General features: G+C 69.4%; 14 protein-coding genes. 9 read left to right on the top strand and 5 right to left on the bottom strand.

The window, feature by feature from the left end:
• From LH076_RS15675 to LH076_RS15645, 7 genes are all read left to right on the top strand, one after another.
• Positions 1 to 738 carry a GntR family transcriptional regulator gene (locus LH076_RS15675; RefSeq protein ID WP_227781690.1) on the top strand — a complete coding sequence of 246 codons (738 nt, stop codon included), beginning with the start codon at positions 1 to 3 and terminating at the stop codon, positions 736 to 738.
• A 106-nt stretch (positions 739 to 844) separates the two neighbouring features.
• Positions 845 to 1,762 carry a hypothetical protein gene (locus tag LH076_RS15670; protein WP_227781689.1) on the top strand — a complete coding sequence of 306 codons (918 nt, stop codon included), beginning with the start codon at positions 845 to 847 and terminating at the stop codon, positions 1,760 to 1,762.
• A 3-nt stretch (positions 1,763 to 1,765) separates the two neighbouring features.
• Positions 1,766 to 2,758, top strand: a complete 993-nt coding sequence (locus LH076_RS15665; protein ID WP_227781688.1) for a phosphotriesterase — start codon at positions 1,766 to 1,768, stop codon at positions 2,756 to 2,758.
• A 10-nt stretch (positions 2,759 to 2,768) separates the two neighbouring features.
• Positions 2,769 to 3,911 carry an FAD-dependent oxidoreductase gene (locus tag LH076_RS15660; protein ID WP_227781687.1) on the top strand — a complete coding sequence of 381 codons (1,143 nt, stop codon included), beginning with the start codon at positions 2,769 to 2,771 and terminating at the stop codon, positions 3,909 to 3,911.
• Between the two features lie 5 nt (positions 3,912 to 3,916).
• Positions 3,917 to 4,831: an alpha/beta hydrolase gene (locus LH076_RS15655; RefSeq protein WP_227781686.1), complete on the top strand. Its 915-nt coding sequence runs from the start codon at positions 3,917 to 3,919 to the stop codon at positions 4,829 to 4,831.
• The gene (locus LH076_RS15650; RefSeq protein ID WP_227781685.1) at positions 4,828 to 5,754 is read left to right on the top strand and encodes an MBL fold metallo-hydrolase; all 927 of its coding nucleotides are present in this window, start codon (positions 4,828 to 4,830) and stop codon (positions 5,752 to 5,754) included. Before LH076_RS15655 ends, LH076_RS15650 begins: the two co-directional genes overlap by 4 nt.
• A 1-nt stretch (position 5,755) precedes the next feature.
• Positions 5,756 to 7,486, top strand: coding sequence for a CocE/NonD family hydrolase (locus tag LH076_RS15645; protein ID WP_227781684.1), 1,731 nt, complete (start codon positions 5,756 to 5,758; stop codon positions 7,484 to 7,486).
• 106 nt (positions 7,487 to 7,592) lie between these two features.
• Here LH076_RS15645 and LH076_RS15640 read toward each other — a convergent pair whose 3' ends face one another.
• Genes LH076_RS15640 through LH076_RS15625 form a run of 4 tightly spaced genes read right to left on the bottom strand, consistent with a single transcriptional unit; the run spans position 7,593 to position 11,856 of the window.
• Positions 7,593 to 9,299, bottom strand: a complete 1,707-nt coding sequence (locus LH076_RS15640) for an MFS transporter (RefSeq protein WP_227781683.1) — start codon at positions 9,297 to 9,299, stop codon at positions 7,593 to 7,595.
• A gap of 33 nt (positions 9,300 to 9,332) precedes the next feature.
• Entirely contained in the window at positions 9,333 to 10,439 is a 1,107-nt protein-coding gene (locus LH076_RS15635; protein WP_227781682.1) for an NAD(P)/FAD-dependent oxidoreductase, read from the bottom strand.
• A gap of 2 nt (positions 10,440 to 10,441) precedes the next feature.
• Positions 10,442 to 10,648 carry a ferredoxin gene (locus tag LH076_RS15630; RefSeq protein WP_227781681.1) on the bottom strand — a complete coding sequence of 69 codons (207 nt, stop codon included), beginning with the start codon at positions 10,646 to 10,648 and terminating at the stop codon, positions 10,442 to 10,444.
• Complete coding sequence (locus LH076_RS15625; RefSeq protein ID WP_227781680.1) at positions 10,645 to 11,856, bottom strand: cytochrome P450; 1,212 nt, start codon at positions 11,854 to 11,856, stop codon at positions 10,645 to 10,647. The genes LH076_RS15630 and LH076_RS15625 overlap by 4 nt, the downstream gene beginning before the upstream one ends.
• Positions 11,857 to 11,976: 120 nt before the next feature.
• Between LH076_RS15625 and LH076_RS15620 the strand changes: the two genes are divergently transcribed.
• Positions 11,977 to 12,588 carry a TetR/AcrR family transcriptional regulator gene (locus LH076_RS15620; RefSeq protein WP_227781679.1) on the top strand — a complete coding sequence of 204 codons (612 nt, stop codon included), beginning with the start codon at positions 11,977 to 11,979 and terminating at the stop codon, positions 12,586 to 12,588.
• Positions 12,589 to 12,591: 3 nt separating this feature from the next.
• Here LH076_RS15620 and LH076_RS15615 read toward each other — a convergent pair whose 3' ends face one another.
• Positions 12,592 to 13,512 (bottom strand): LacI family DNA-binding transcriptional regulator, encoded by a 921-nt coding sequence (locus LH076_RS15615; RefSeq protein WP_227781678.1) that lies wholly within the window; start codon positions 13,510 to 13,512, stop codon positions 12,592 to 12,594.
• A 141-nt stretch (positions 13,513 to 13,653) separates the two neighbouring features.
• On the opposite strand from LH076_RS15615, the gene LH076_RS15610 reads away from it, so the two are divergent.
• The gene (locus LH076_RS15610) at positions 13,654 to 14,994 is read left to right on the top strand and encodes a hypothetical protein (protein WP_227781677.1); all 1,341 of its coding nucleotides are present in this window, start codon (positions 13,654 to 13,656) and stop codon (positions 14,992 to 14,994) included.

Here is a 14,994-nt window from a genome sequence, read left to right as displayed (position 1 = left end):
ATGATCGATCGCTCGTCGGGTGTCCCTCTCTATCGCCAGATCAAGACGATCCTGCGCGATGAGATCGTCACCGAGGTGACGCCCGTCGACCGACCGATGACGGAGGAGGACCTGATCCGCCGTTTCGGCGTCAGTCGTGCCCCCATCCGTCAGGCGCTCAAGGAGCTCTCCGACGAGGGCTACGTGTACCGGGAGCGTGCCAAGGGGACGTTCCCGGTCCACGGCGCAGGGCGGCCCGTACGTCGTCCCGACAGCCTTCGCCTGGGTGGACTGCTCGGCTTCCTCCGCAGCGAGGGCCTCGAGCCGGTCTCACGGGTCTGGGACCTCGACCTCGTCGAGCCGACGGCCGAGCAGATGGAGCGGATCGGGCTCCGCGACGACGCGAAGCTGCTGCACTTCCGACGGCTGATCGCCGTCGACGGCGAGCCGCTGGCCGTCGGTCAGATCTGGCTCGACGCCCCTGCCGGTTTCCGCCCCTCGGTCGCGGAGCTGGAGGAGAGCGGATCGGCCTTCGTGCTGCTCGAGCAGCAGTTCGGCGTCGTGGTCGCCCGAGTCGAGCACGAGGCCTGGGCCACTGCCGCCTCATCGGAGGCGGCAGAGCTCTTGGCCCTTCCGGAGGGGTCGCCCGTGCTGGAGGTCGAGTCGCGCTTCCACACCCGCGCGGGCCGCCTCGTCGGCTGGCGCGCGAACACCCACCTGCCCGACCAGTTCAAGTACCGGTTCAGTACCAACAACTGATTCGGCATTCTCAGTGTCTGTTTAGTTGACACTGTGTAAATCGTTCGCCTACTGTGACCGGTACCACAGGTGCCCTGCGCCACATTCACGACGCCGTGAGGATCCAATGACCGCCACCAGCAACACCGCGAACACCGTTCTCGGTCCTGTCCCCGCTGCCGAACTCGGCCTCGTCGCCGTCGGCGAGCGACTTCTCTCGGTGCTTCCGGGAGCGCAGTACGCCTACGACATCGAGCTCGACCGGTCCGTGATCTTCCGGGCCATCGCCGACAAGCTGACCGCCTTCAAGGCGGCCGGTGGCGGCACCGTCGTCGACGCCGGCGGCATGTTCGCCGGCCGCGACGTCCCGCTGCTCGAGGCGCTCTCCCGCGCCACGGGCGTCCACATCGTCGCCTCCGCGGGCCAGATGGAGGAGGGCATGCTGGGCGGCTACTTCCTCACCCCGCAGACCAACCCGCCCACCCCGTGGCCGGCCGAGAAGTTCGACGTCCTCTACGGCAACGAGGTGACCGAGGGCATGGTCGTGCCGCGCGTCGAGCGCCGCGGCTCCGCCGGCCTGGTCTCCACGGCCGTCACCGCGGCCGGCATGACGCCGACCGACGAGAGCCAGCTCCGGGGCTCCGCCCGCGCCGCTCTCCGCACCGGCGTCCCGCTCACCTTCCGTGCCGGCACCGACCCGGTCGCCGAGCTCGCGGTCGCGCTCTCCGAGGGCCTCGACGCCGCGCGCGTCGCGGTGTCCGACGCCGGTGATGCCGCCGCCGCGATCGCCGAGCAGGGCGCCTACGTGGTCTTCGCCGGTCTCGACCAGCTCGCCGCGGCCGTCTCGTTCGCCGGGGCCGGCAACGCGGAGCGCACGCTCGTCGCGACCGGCGGCGCCGCACTCGCCTTCGGCTACGACGAGGGTGAGATGCCGGAGACGACGTACGACGTCCTGATCACGTCCCTGCCGGAGGAGCTGCGCGAGCAGATCCTCGTGACCAACCCCGCCGCGCTGCTCTCCGTCAGCGCCGTGAAGGGAGCCTGACCCATGACGACCATCGAGCGGATCAACACCGTCCTCGGCCCGATCGCGCCGGAGGAGCTCGGCTTCACCGCCATCCACGAGCACATCGGCTACGGCATGCCCGGCTCCGAGCTCGACACGACCTGGTGGAAGACCCCGGAGGTCCGCTACGAGGAGACCGTCCCGAAGCTGCGCGCCTTCCACGAGCACATCCGCGACTACGGCGGCGGTGCGGGCGGCTACGTCGACGCGACGGGAATCTGCAACGGCCGCGACCTCGACTACTACAAGTCGCTGAGCGCGAAGACCGGCCTGCACATCATCGCCTGCACCGGCTTCGTCGGCGGCGACACGGCGCTGCCGTTCTTCGAGCGTGCCTCGGTGGACTACCTCTACCGCCAGTTCCTGCACGAGATCACCGTCGGCATCGGCGGCGACACCACCGCCAAGGCCGGCATCATCAAGGTCGGGGTGAGCCGCGGCTTCAGGATGAAGGAGCTCGACCTCCGCATCTACCGCGCCGCCGCGCGTGCGGCTGTCGAGACCGGCGTGCCGATCTTCACCCACCTCGCGGTCGACACGGACCCGGCGCTCGAGGTCTTCGCGGAGGAGGGCCTCCCGCTCGACCGCGTCCTCTTCGGCCACGCCGACGACGGCGTCAGCCAGGGCAAGGTCAAGCAGGACCTGCTCACGGAGAAGGGCGGCCGGATCGGCTTCGACACCTTCGGCTACGACCTCGAGCTGCCCGACCCGCCCTTCTGGGGCCGTCACCGCCAGGACCGCCTCGACCACCTGCTCGGCTTCCTCGCCGACGGCCACATCAAGCAGGTCCTTGCGGGCGCCGACGCCAACTGCAGCCCGCTGGGCTGGCCGGGCGTCAAGGGCCACACCGTCAACTACATCTTCGACACGCTCATCCCCGACCTGCGCAACGCCGGGGTCAGCGAGGACGACATCCACACCATCTTCGTCACGAACCCGACCGAGTTCCTGACCCTCACGCCCGGAAAGAACTGAAGGAATCCTGATGGACATCTCGAACCTCAACGTCGCCATCATCGGTGCCGGCTACGGCGGCGCCGCTGCGGCCAAGGCCCTCAGCCTCGCGGGCGCCCATGTCACCGTCTACGAGCAGGCCTCCGCCATCCGTGAGGTCGGCGCCGGCATCGGCCTGCGCCCGTCCACGATGGGTCTCTTCCGCGACCTCGGCATCTTCGACGCCATCGCGGCCGTCTCCAACCCGAGCGAGGCGTTCCAGATCCTGACCGGCGAGGGCCACCCGATCATGGAGGAGGAGTGGCCGGAGAAGGACGTCTACGAGACCACCACCCACCTGATCCACCGCGGCGACTTCATCGACGCGCTCGTCGGCGTCCTGCCGGAGGGCATGGTCAAGGTCGGCCACAAGCTGGAGAAGATCATTGACCACACGGCCAACGGCGACGCGTCAGGTGGGGTGACCCTGACCTTCGCCAACGGCGAGACGGTCACGGCCGACCTCGTGATCGGTGCCGACGGCATCAAGTCGACCGTCCGCGAGCAGCTCTTCAGCGACCAGCAGCCGGTCTTCGCCGGCGAGCACGCCTACCGGGCGGTCATCGACATCGCCGAGACCCCCGGCATGGTCGACGACGGCAAGCTGCGGATGTACATCGGCCGTGGCACCAAGGTCTACCTGCTCCCGCTGCTCTCGCGCGGCCAGCTCTCCTTCGACATCACGGCGCTCAACCCGGACTCCACCTGGGCGCCCACCGTCACCAAGGAGGACATCCTCAGGACCGTCGAGGGCTTCGACGAGCGCATCGTGGCGGCGACCCGCAACCTCGACATGAACACCGTCAACATCCGCGCCGTCTACGACATCGACCCCGTCGACGTATGGCACTCCGACGCCGTCACCCTCATCGGTGACGCCGCCCACGCCATGTGCCACCACCAGGGCCAGGGCGCCAACTCGGCGATCATGGACGCCGGTGCGCTCACCAAGGCGCTCCGTGAGGCGGACACGCTCCCCGAGGCCCTCGCCGCCTTCCAGGCCGCCCGGAAGCCGGTCACCGACGAGCTCCAGCGGCTCTCGCGCAACGGCTGGTCCGAGGACGAGGTCAACGACGTCTTCCCCGGCCAGAAGCCGGGCGAGATCGGCGCCACCACCTCCGCGGCCGGGGCCTGATCGCCATGCCGCTCCACCCCGAGATCGCGAAGGTCCTCGCGAGCCTGCCGGCTCCTCCGGCCGAGCTCGACCCGGTCGCCATGCGGGCCTTCGACGAGTCACACGTGACCCCGCTGGCCGAGCGCCTGCCGCTCCACTCCGTCGAGGACCTTGTCGCGAAGACCCCCGCCGGTGAGGTGCCGGTGCGGATCTACGCGGCCGAGGAGCGGTCGACGTACGGCGTGCTCGTCTATCTCCACGGCGGCGCCTTCTTCCTCGGCAGCCTCGAGACGCACGACCACATCGCCCGTGCGCTCGCCAAGGAGACGGGCCTCAAGGTCGTCTCGGTGGGCTACCGCCTCGCTCCGGAGAATGCCTTCCCGGCCGGCCTGGAGGACTGCTACGGCGTCGTCCGCTGGGTCGCCGACCAGGGTGCGATCCTCGGCTGGGACGGTGAGACCCTTGCCCTGGCTGGGGATTCGTCGGGTGGCACCTTCGTCGCCGCCGTCGCGGGCATGGCCAAGGACGACGGTTTCGACGTCATCACGCAGCAGGTGCTCTTCTACCCGTCGCTCGACCTGGACTTCGACATCGACCGTTACCCGTCGCTGCGCGAGAACGCCGTCGGATACGGCCTCGAGACCGCCGGCCTGAAGCCGTTCAACGCCTTCTACCTCAACTCCGGAGCCAACCCCGCCGACCCCAAGGTCTCGCCGATCAAGCGGGAGGACCTCACCGGTCTCCCGCCGGCGCTGATCATCACCGGCGAGTTCGACCCGCTCCGCGACGAGGCCGAGCTCTACGGCGAGCGCCTCCGCGAGGCCGGCGTCGAGGCGAAGGTGTCGCGCTACGAGGGCGCCGGTCACGGCTTCGTCCAGCACTTCTTCTGGATCCCGGAGTACTACCGCGCGTTCGCCGAGACCGCCGAGTTCCTCTCATGACGGACGTCCTTCCGATTGCGGCGCCGTGGGGCCGCTTCGCGCTCTTCTCCTACCTGATCGACTGCACAGAGACAGGGGGAGGCCTGGCCCTGGTCGACACCGGCGTGACGGCGTCCGCGGCCAACGTGCCGGCCGAGCTCGAGAAGCTGGGCAGGCGCATCGAGGACGTGACGTGGATCCTCCTCACGCACGGCCACATCGACCACGTCGGTGGGGCCTTCGCCCTCTGGGAGGCGACGGGCCGCCAGGCCAAGGTCGTCATCTCCGAGGTCGACGCCCACTTCCTCAGCTCGCGCCAGGCGCACGTCGAGGAGGCACTGTCGCTCCGCGGTGAGTACGTCGACACCGACGCGCTCCGCGCCAAGAAGGTGTGCGAGGTGCTGGATGCCATCTCGGGCGAGATGGAACCCTCCCTCACGGTCAAGGACGGTGACGTCCTCGACTTGGGTGGTGTCTCCGTGCGGGTCGTCGCGATCCCGGGTCACACGCCAGGCGCCGTCGCCTATGTCGTCGAGTCTGGGGACGGAGCAGCTGAGCACGTCTTCGTCGGCGATGCCGCCCAGTGCTACGGCGCGGCCAGCGGCTTCCCGGGCTACGAGGACCCCGACGCCTACCGGGCCTCGCTCGAGTGCGTCGTCGCGCTGGAGCCGCAGCACCTCTACCTCGGCCATCCCTACCGTCGCGCCGACCAGACGCCGTTCGACGTCGCGCTCGACGCCGACGGTGCCCGCGAGGCGCTCCGGGCGAGTCTCGCCCGTGAGGCCGAGATCCGCGACGCTGTGGGTCGGATCCCCAGCGGGGCAAGCGATTCCGTCTACTCACCCTTCGAGAAGCTGGCGTCCGAGCTCGGTTACACAGGTGACCCGACTCTCGAGCCGTCGCCCTTCTTCACCACCCTCCACGGCTACACGCAGGAGCACTGACATGCGCGAGACCACCAGTAAGACCATCGTCGCCGGGACGCAGAAGATCGCCGCACTCAAGGACCTCGTCGTCCCGATGCGTGACGGCATCAACCTTGCGGCCGACGCCTACACCGACTCGTTCGACGAGCCGCGGCCGGCGCTCATCGCCCTGTCGCCGTACGGCAAGGAGCTCCAGGCCCTCGCCCTCACGATGCCTCCGCAGAAGCGGCCGTCGCCGATGTGGGACGGCTGCATCGAGGCAGGCGACACCGCGCGTGTCGTCTCCGAGGGCTACGTGCACGTGATCGGCGACCTGCGCGGCTCGGGCTACTCCGAAGGTGACCACGTCGGCAACTACAACGCCGGCGGGGTGCCGCTCGGCCAGGACGCCTACGACCTGATCGAGTGGGTGGCGGCGCAGCCGTGGTGCGACGGCAACGTCGGCATGATCGGCACCTCCTACTTCGGATCGATGCAGGTGCTTGCGGCCGCTGAGCGTCCGCCGAGCCTCAAGGCGATCTTCGTCCCCGGCGGTCACTTCGACTTCTACGAGACGACCTATCACGGCGGCGTGATGTGGCTGATGCCCCGCGCGGCCCGCGAGGGTCGCGGCGGCGACTCCGGGTGGGCCTTCACCGACCGGATCACGTCGCGGATGCTCGAGACCTACAGCGTGGAGGAGATCGAGGCCAAGGTCGCCGAGCGGCTCCAGGACCCCGACGTCCAGGCGTGGCCGAACCTCGTCCACACGCTGCACTACCCGAAGAACCACGAGGCCTGGTTCGACATCGTGATGAACGACGTCGATGGCGAGTGGTACGAGGAGCGCAACCCGGTCAACCTCGCCGAGAACATCGACATCCCGGTCTGGGTGCAGATCAACCAGGGCCGTGGTTGGACGATGGACGGCACCATCGAGCTCTTCAACCGGATCCCCTCGGCCCACAAGAAGCTGTCGATCGACCCCTACCCCCCGATGACGTCACGTCCGTTCATCGAGGAGCAGGACAAGATGTTCCGCTGGTACGACAAGTGGATCAAGGGCATCGACAACGGCGTCGACACCGAGCCGGCTGTGTCGGTCTTCATCGAGGGCTCGAAGAAGTTCTCCGTCGGCGACGCGTTCCCGACGAAACCGGTCGAGTACCGCGACCTCTTCCTCCGGCCCCGACGCAAGCTCTCCTACGAGCCCGAGATCATGGGCTCCGAGTACGCCGCCCCCGACGGCTTCTACCAGGCGCCGCTCACCGTGACCGGCAAGGTGGAGATCCTCTCGTGGTCCACCGATCCGCTGCTCGAGCCGATCGAGCTGATGGGCACCGGGGCGTTCCACCTGTTCGCCTCCATCGACGCGACGGACACCAACTGGATCATGCGGATGTGGGACGTGGCGCCGGGTGGCAAGCGTCAGCTGCTGACGACGGCGTACCTCAAGGCCTCGATGCGCGAGCTGGATGCCGAGGAGTCCACCGTCGGCAGCCCGATCCACCCGCTCACCCGCAAGGTGCCGGTCGAGCCGGGCGCGATCGAGGAGTACGTGCTGCGGGTCTACCCGTTCGCCGCCACGATCCTGCCGGGCCACCAGGTCGTCGTGGAGCTCTCCTGCAACGAGCCGCTGGTCGACGACCACAACTCGATGCTGCCCCCGGACGCCTTCCACCTCCCGGTCGGCCACCCGGTCACGCACAAGATCTACCGCGACGCCGAGCACCCGACGCGTCTCGTCCTGCCGTTCGTCGTCAACGACTGAGTCGTCGACGCGGCGCTGCCGGTCTGAGTCACGTCTGATCGCAGCGCCACACAAGGAAGGCCCCCGCCAACGGCGGGGGCCTTCTCTGTGTCCGGGACTGGATGCGTCAGTGCGCGCCGGTGACCTCGTGGATCACGTCGGTGCCCATCTCGGCGGCGAACTCACGGTCGGAGTCGGAGCCGGACTTGGCGCCGATCAGGCCGACGGCAGTGAGGACGGCCGACACGAGCGCGCAGAGCGCGGCCACGAGGAACGTCGTGTTGAACGCGTTGCTCAGCGACGTGAACGCCAGGTCGTGCAGCGCGAACGGCATGTCCACGAACGGCTTACCGCTCGCGGGGTCCGTCAGCGTCTGCACCGAGTTGACGGCCAGCGGGCCGGCTCCGCTGATGCCGTGCAGGGCGCCCATGACGGCGTCGGTCGGGACGTGCGGGTCGAGCGGTTGGTGGAGGACGGTGAAGCCCTGCTTGGCCGACTCGCCGAACGCGGCGTCGAGGCCGTCGTTGAACCTGCCCTTGGCGATCGAGTTGTAGAGTGCGCCGCCGAGCACCGGACCGAGCGCGAAGCCGAAGTCACGCAGCAGGTTGGTGGTGGCGGACGCCATGCCGGCGAGGCGCAGCGGCACGGAGTTGATCGCGACGGCGGTGATCGAGCCGACGGTCAGCGCGAAGCCGATGCCGTTGAGGATCATCGGGCCGATGAACCGGACCCACTGCGAGTTGTCCGGGGCGCCCTGCGACGTCACGAAGTCATGCGCATCGAAGGTCGAGGACCAGAAGGCCGCGACGCCGATGAAGGCGAAGCCGGCCGTGAGGACCCACTGCGGGCTGACCGAGTGGATCAGCTTGGCGACGAGCGGCACGAGGAGCAACGCCGGGACCTGGATGACCAGGAAGAGGATGCCGATCCAGACCGCGCCGATGTGGGCAACGGAACCGAGGAACATCGTCATCGAGAAGCAGGTCGCGAGGTAGGCGAACATGCCCACGACCGCGGTGATGCCGGTGATCGCGAAGGCGCGGTTCGTGAAGAGCGACAGATGGATCAGCGGCGAGGCCGAGCGGAGCTCGACGATCACGAAGGCCACGAGGAACACCGCGGCGAAGAGGAGGCCGACGATGATCCGGCCCTCGCCGTAGCCGATCTCCGAGCCCTGGGTGAGCGCCCAGATGAGGGAGACGAGACCGATGATCAGCGTGGCCTGGCCGGGCAGGTCCAGCTTGCGACCCTCCGGGGCCGAGGAGTTCGACGCGGCGAAGGAGATCACGAAGGCGACGGCCGCGAGAGCGAGCGGGATCCAGAAGCTGGACTTCCAGTGGCCGTTCTCGGCGAGCGCGCCGGCGGTGATCGGCGAGACGGCCGCACCGACGGAGAGGAACCCGGCCCACAGGGCGATCGCGTTGGCACGGGCCTTCGCGTCCGGCGCGGCGGCGGCGATCATCGTGAGCGAGATCGGGTAGAGCGCACCCGCGCCGATGCCGGCGACGGCCTGGCCGATCCACAGCGTGTGCACGTGCGAGGCGCCGAGGATGGTGATGAGCTCACCGGCGGCGAGGAGCGCGAGGCCGCCGAGCAGGAGCTGCTTGCGGCCGAAGATGTCACCGACGACGCCGAAGGTCAGCTCGAAGATGACCATCGCGGCGGCGAAGGCGGCGCTGACCCAGGTGAGATCGGCGCCCGAGATGCCGAGGTCCTGCTGGATGGTGCCGAGGATGGATGCGGGCAGCGAGTACGCCACCTGCGCGACGAAGACGCCGAGACAGCCGGCGATCAGGGTCGGTACGAAGCGGCTCGGGGCCTGTGCTCCGCTCATGGGTGTTTCTCCTTGCATTTCGGGCATGGTGCCTCAGGTGAACGCCGGCTCGGTGAGCCGCCGCAGTTTGGGGATGGGGATTCGGACGTTGAGCGCCGCCGCGGCACCGGGCCACTGCAGCAGGACGCCCGCCGCCGGATCGGCGGGGTCGCCGTCGACGTACGTCGGCTCGGAGGCAGGGATGTCGCCGACGGCCTTGAGGTTGAGGCCGAATCCCTCGGTCCAGAAGTAGGACTGGAAGGCCAGCTCGGGCGCCTCCTCGCCGAGGACCAGGGCGCGCGCGGCGACCTTGGCCTGCTCGATCGCGCTGCTCCACAGGGGCACCCGCCGCATCCCGTACGCCGACGGGAACGCGGCCAGGTCACCCACCGCTGCGACGCCGGGGCCGACGAGGCCACGCGTGTCGACCGTGATCGGGCCACCGGCGCACAGGCCCGACGACGCGAGCCATTCAGTGTTGGGCACGTCGCCGACGGCGCTGACGACCAGCTCCGCGCCGATGACACTGCCCTCCGCGAGCACCGCAACGGTCACGCCGTCACGTTCCTCGAGACGCGCGCCGGCGCTCTCGACGATGGTCAGCCCATGGGCGCGGGCGGCCGCGACGAAGACGTCGGCAAGGTGAGGACCCAACTGCGCGACGAGCGGCATCCCCTGTGACACCAGGGTGACGGCGCATCCGGCCTCGAGGCAGCCGGAGGCGACCTCCATGCCGAGCGGGCCGCCGCCGATGACGAGCACGCTCGGCCTCTCCGCCACCCGGTCCCGGAGGGCGAGGGCGTCGGAGAGGCCGCGCAGGGTGAGCTCGCCCGGCAGGTCGGAGAGGCGGCGGGCGCGCGAGCCGGTCGCGATCACCAGGCCGTCGAAGGGCAGCAGCTCGCCGTCGTCGAGCGTGACCTCACGCGACTCGACGGAGAGCGCCGTCGCACGCACGCCGATGAGCTCAGTCGCTCCGTGCGTCGTCGGCGGGAGCTCGTGTGCGGTGAGGTCGTTGCGCAGCAGCGCCTTGGAGAGCGCGGGACGGCTGTAGGCCGGCTCGTCGCCGACGATCGTGAGCTCGCCGTCGAAGCCGGCGTCGCGCAGCGTGTCGGCGGCGGTCAGCCCGGCGATGCCGTTGCCGACGACGACGATCCGACGCATCCTCAGGCCAGCTTCAGCGCCGCGACCGGGCAGACGCGCACGGCCGCAGCAGCGGCGCGGGCCTCAGGAGTGTCCTCCTCGACCTGCGCCACGTCGAGGACGAGGTCGCCCTCGTCGTCGAGGTGCATCAGGTCGGGTGCGGCCTCCTCGCAGAGGCCGTGGCCCTCACAGCGCGGGACGTCGAGCTCGATCGTGAGAAGAGTGCTCATGCGGGGACGACCTCCAGGACGGGGAGCGAGTCGATGCTCCGGGTGATGTTGTGCGGGACGCGGAGCTCGTCGCCGACGACGAAGCGCTCGACCCGACGGGCGAGCGCGTCGATCAGCGCGTGCGCCTCGAGGCGGGCGAGTCCCTGGCCGGCACAGCCGTGGACGCCGTACCCGAGGGAGAGGTGGTCGGTCGGGTTGCGGGTGATGTCGAACGTGTCGGCGTTCTCGTAGTGCCGCTCGTCGCGGTTGCCCGAGCCGAGCAGGAGGGCGACGCGGGCGCCGGCGGGGATGGTGATCCCGGTGTCGTCACCGCGGGCGATGGTGACCTCGCGGGTCGTCTCGCGGCCCCACGCGTTGATCGGCGCCCAGAAGCGGAGCACCTCGTTGAACGCTGCGGGGATGAGCGACGGGTCCTCGCGGATCTGGGCCAGCTGGTCGGGGTGCGCGGTGAGCAGCGACAGGATGTTGCCGAGGGCGCTGACGGTGTTCTCGACGCCCGCGGCGAGGTACTGGTGGATGATCGGGCCCGACGCGTCGGCGGGGATGTCGCCACGCTTCTCGGCCTCGAAGATGCCGTAGCCGATGGAGTCGGGAGCGAGGTCCTCCTGCTTCACGCCCGCACACCAGGCGTAGAGCTCGCCGGCGATGGGGAAGGACTCGATCGTGCGCGGGTTCATCGGGCCGATCACCTGGTTGGCGGCCTTCCCCCAGGTGAGCATGTGGTCGCGGACCTCGCCGGTGAAGCCGATCAGGTCGGCCACGACCTCGAGCGGGAACTGGCGGGCGATGGCGTCGATCGCGTCGAAGCTGCCCTGCTCGACGAGCGAGGCGACGAGCGCGTCCGCCTTCGCGTCGATCTGGCCCTTGAGGCCGCGCAGTGCGCGGGGCGAGAGGTTCTCGGTGAGTGCGGCGCGCAGCGCGGTGTGCTGTGGCGGGTCGCTCGCCAGGGAGGTCCCGGCCAGTGCCTCGTTGACGCCCGGGTTGAAGCCGACGCCGTGGGCCGAGGAGAAGGTCTCCCAGTCAGCGAGTGCGTCACGCACGGCGTCGTAGGAGGTGAGCGCGTAGACGTCGTTCGTGGTCAGGTGGACGACCGGGCCGAGGGCGCGGAGTGCGGCGTACGTCGGATAGGGGTCCGTCAGGACGGCGTCGGCGAAGAGGTCGAGATCGGAGGTCGGCGCTGCGGCGCCGGTCGACGTGGTCGAGGTCATCGTTGCTCCTTGAGTGGCCGGGGGCACATCGCGTGTGACTGCTGTCACGCGAACGCTGTGCACTGTGTCACGTGTCTTGACACACTGTCAATGATCTGAGCAAAGAGGTAGGGTTCTTGCATGGCCTCCCTCCGCGAGCAGCAGAAGCAGATGACGCGACGCCTGCTCCTGGACTCGGGGCTCCGTCTCTTCACCGAGCAGGGCTATGCGGCCACCACGGTCGACGACATCGCGAAGGCGGCCGGCACGACCCGGGTCACCTTCTACGCGTACTTCCCCTCGCGCGCCGACCTGATGAAGGCGCTGATCGACGAGCAGCTCAACGAGACCCTCCAGCGCAGCCGCTCACCGCGGCATGGCTCGACGGCGCGGGAGCTCGTCGAGGTCGTGGCCGAGGGCACCCCGGAGGCGATCGGGGCCTGGATGCGGCGCACGTCCGAGCGCTGGCCGGACATCCGGCCGCTCATCCGCATCGGACGGGAGGCCGCCGCGGTCGACCGCGACCTGGGCAACCTGGTCGAGCGCTGGATGGAGGAGGCCATCAGCGACGTCGAGGACGGCCTCACCGAGGCGAACCGCTTCGACGTCGGCGTACGGCACTTCAAGGGCGTGCTCGCGATGGCGGAGCTCGACTTCATCGCGCAGAACTACGAGGACGGCGCCTGGAAGGTGGACCGCGAGACCATGCTCGCCGAGCTCACGGCGAGCTGGGTCCGTCTCCTCGGCAGCTGACGCTCACGTCGACTCGCGCTGGATCACGTGCGCGGTCTGGGTGACGAGGTCGTCGACCGCGAGGCCGAGGACACTCCGCGCCGTGTGGCGGCCGTGGGCCTCGGCGTCGATGTGCACCGTGCTCAGGGCGGGCGTGGCGAGCTCGCCGTACGGCGTCGCGTCGTACCCGATCACGGCGAGGTCCTCGGGCACACGCAGGCCGAGGTCGAGGGCCGCCTTGACGGTCCGAAGCGCCGTCTCGTCGACGAAGCCGGCGACGGCGGTGATGCTCCCGTTCTCGGCGAGCAGCTCCTCGAGTGCTCGAGCGGCGTCACGCCGCGAGGCGGGGATGAAGAACGGCTGGAGGGGAGCCAGGCCAAGGTTCCGAGCGGTCTCCTCGGCGAAGTGGAGCCTGACCGTGCTCAGCGGCGGTCGGTCCTCGGGGATCGCCATGGCGATGCGGGTGTGACCGCGCTCGGCCAGGTGGCCGATCTGCGCGGCCGTGTGTGACGCCAGGCCGGACTGCCAGCCGCCGTCGTCGAGCTCGTGCCCGGTGAGGTAGCGCTGCGCGAATCGAATGACCGCGCGCGGTGAGACGGCATCCTGGATCTGCTTGAGCGAGTCGTCGGTCAGCTCCTGGTGCTGCACGAGGAGGACGTGCTCGTGGCGGGCCAGCTCGTCGCCGAGGCCGCGGACGTAGGTCTGGGAGTAGTTGCCCTCGAGGTTCTGGCCGATGTTGAGCACGACGATGCGCGAGGAGCCCTCCCGCAGGGCGCGGGCGATCCCGTGGGGCACGTAGCCGAGTGACCGCGCCGCCTCTTCGACACGCTTCCGCGTGGTGGGGGAGATCGTCTGGCCGGCGACGTTGTTGAGCACGAAACTCACCGTCGCCGGCGAGACACCGCTCGCGGCAGCGACATCGCGCATGCTCACCCGACCCGCCATCTCTTCTCTCCTCTCGACGGCGTCACACCCTACGGCGGAATCCGCGGTGTGAGCCTTGCCACCACATCATCGCCGACATATGATCCGGTTACTAATTCGATTTAGTGACGTGGACCACGTCGCCCTTCAGAGGAGAAGCAGATGGCAACACCCAGCGTTCAGGACGGACTCGACAGGGCCGGATCCGCGGTCAACCTGCTCTGGAAGCCCAACGCCGCACCGTGGTTCCCGGACGTGGTGCTGCCGGAGTACGCGGGCTGGAAGATCGAGCAGCACGCCTGGTACGACCGCGTGACGCTCGCCGACCTCTCGTTCCACATGTCCGACACCTTCATCAGTGGGCCCGACGCCACCAAGGCGCTCTCCCTCACCAGTGCCAACAACTACGAGAAGTTCGCCATCGGGCAGGCCAAGCAGTTCGTCCCGGTCGCCGAGGACGGCAACATCATCACCGACGGCATCCTGCTCCGGACCGGCGACGAGGAGTACACGCTCAGCGGCCCGCCGCCCGCCCAGAACTGGGTGATGTACCACGCCGAGCGTGAGGGCCTCGACGTCGAGTTCAGGGTCAACCGCGAGACCGGGGCCCGCCGCGACGGCCGTGACCCGGCCCTGTTCCGCTACCAGATCCAGGGCCCGCTGGCCGCCCGGCTCATCGAGGACGTCCTCGGTGGTCCGTTCCCGGACATCAAGTTCTTCCACTCCGCCATGGTCACGATCGCGGGACGCCCCGTCCGTGCGCTCCGCCACGGCATGGCCGGCCAGGCGGGCGCCGAGTTCATCGGCGACTGGAAGGACGCGGCCGCCGTCAAGGAGGCCCTCCTCGACGCCGGACAGCAGTACGGCCTGGTCCACCAGGGCGCCATGTCCTACCCGACCGCCAGCCAGGGCAGCGGGTGGATCCCGTCGCCGACGCCGGCGATCTACACCGACCCGACACTCAAGGACTACCGCCAGTGGGTCTCGCTCTTCTCCTACGAGGGCCAGAAGCCGCTCCAGGGCAGCTTCTACTCCGAGAACATCGAGGACTTCTACTGCTCGCCGTACGAGCTGGACTACGGCCGCTCGATCAACCTCGACCACGACTTCATCGGCCGTGACGCGCTGGCGAAGGCGAAGACGGACGCCCCGCGCACGAAGGTCACGCTGGTCTTCGACCTCGACGACGTGAAGCGCGTCCTCGGCGAGGACCCCGGCTACGTCCACCACTACTGGCGCAACCGGGTCGAGACGGCGAGCGGCGAACTCGTCGGCGTGACCTTCCAGACCGACTGGCTGGACCCGGTCGGCACCGTGATGGCGCTGACCCTCGTCGACAAGGAGTACGCAGCGCCCGGCACGCAGGTCGAGGTCGTCTGGGGCCTTCACCCCGGCGCCGGAACCGCGCCCGACGCCGACCTCGGCTTCCCGCGGCTCCGTGCGACCGTCGAGCCGGCTCCGTACGACGTCACGGCCCGCACCGCGTACCGCGACAAGGCGTGA

The organism is Nocardioides sp. Kera G14 (assembly GCF_020715565.1).
In the GTDB taxonomy this organism is placed as follows: Bacteria; Actinomycetota; Actinomycetes; order Propionibacteriales; family Nocardioidaceae; genus Nocardioides.
Note: the sequence above shows the minus strand (reverse complement) of the source record. Positions and strands in the feature narration are given on the sequence as shown.

What these genes read in the sequence shown, in the direction of transcription:
- LH076_RS15610 (WP_227781677.1), top strand. Translation starts at nt 13,654, where the DNA reads ATGGCAACACCCAGCGTTCAGGACGGACTCGACAGGGCCGGATCCGCG.
- LH076_RS15635 (WP_227781682.1), bottom strand. Translation starts at nt 10,439, where the DNA reads ATGCGTCGGATCGTCGTCGTCGGCAACGGCATCGCCGGGCTGACCGCC.
- LH076_RS15675 (WP_227781690.1), top strand. Translation starts at nt 1, where the DNA reads ATGATCGATCGCTCGTCGGGTGTCCCTCTCTATCGCCAGATCAAGACG.
- LH076_RS15620 (WP_227781679.1), top strand. Translation starts at nt 11,977, where the DNA reads ATGGCCTCCCTCCGCGAGCAGCAGAAGCAGATGACGCGACGCCTGCTC.
- LH076_RS15630 (WP_227781681.1), bottom strand. Translation starts at nt 10,648, where the DNA reads ATGAGCACTCTTCTCACGATCGAGCTCGACGTCCCGCGCTGTGAGGGC.
- LH076_RS15655 (WP_227781686.1), top strand. Translation starts at nt 3,917, where the DNA reads ATGCCGCTCCACCCCGAGATCGCGAAGGTCCTCGCGAGCCTGCCGGCT.
- LH076_RS15670 (WP_227781689.1), top strand. Translation starts at nt 845, where the DNA reads ATGACCGCCACCAGCAACACCGCGAACACCGTTCTCGGTCCTGTCCCC.
- LH076_RS15665 (WP_227781688.1), top strand. Translation starts at nt 1,766, where the DNA reads ATGACGACCATCGAGCGGATCAACACCGTCCTCGGCCCGATCGCGCCG.
- LH076_RS15650 (WP_227781685.1), top strand. Translation starts at nt 4,828, where the DNA reads ATGACGGACGTCCTTCCGATTGCGGCGCCGTGGGGCCGCTTCGCGCTC.
- LH076_RS15660 (WP_227781687.1), top strand. Translation starts at nt 2,769, where the DNA reads ATGGACATCTCGAACCTCAACGTCGCCATCATCGGTGCCGGCTACGGC.
- LH076_RS15645 (WP_227781684.1), top strand. Translation starts at nt 5,756, where the DNA reads ATGCGCGAGACCACCAGTAAGACCATCGTCGCCGGGACGCAGAAGATC.
- LH076_RS15625 (WP_227781680.1), bottom strand. Translation starts at nt 11,856, where the DNA reads ATGACCTCGACCACGTCGACCGGCGCCGCAGCGCCGACCTCCGATCTC.
- LH076_RS15640 (WP_227781683.1), bottom strand. Translation starts at nt 9,299, where the DNA reads ATGAGCGGAGCACAGGCCCCGAGCCGCTTCGTACCGACCCTGATCGCC.
- LH076_RS15615 (WP_227781678.1), bottom strand. Translation starts at nt 13,512, where the DNA reads ATGGCGGGTCGGGTGAGCATGCGCGATGTCGCTGCCGCGAGCGGTGTC.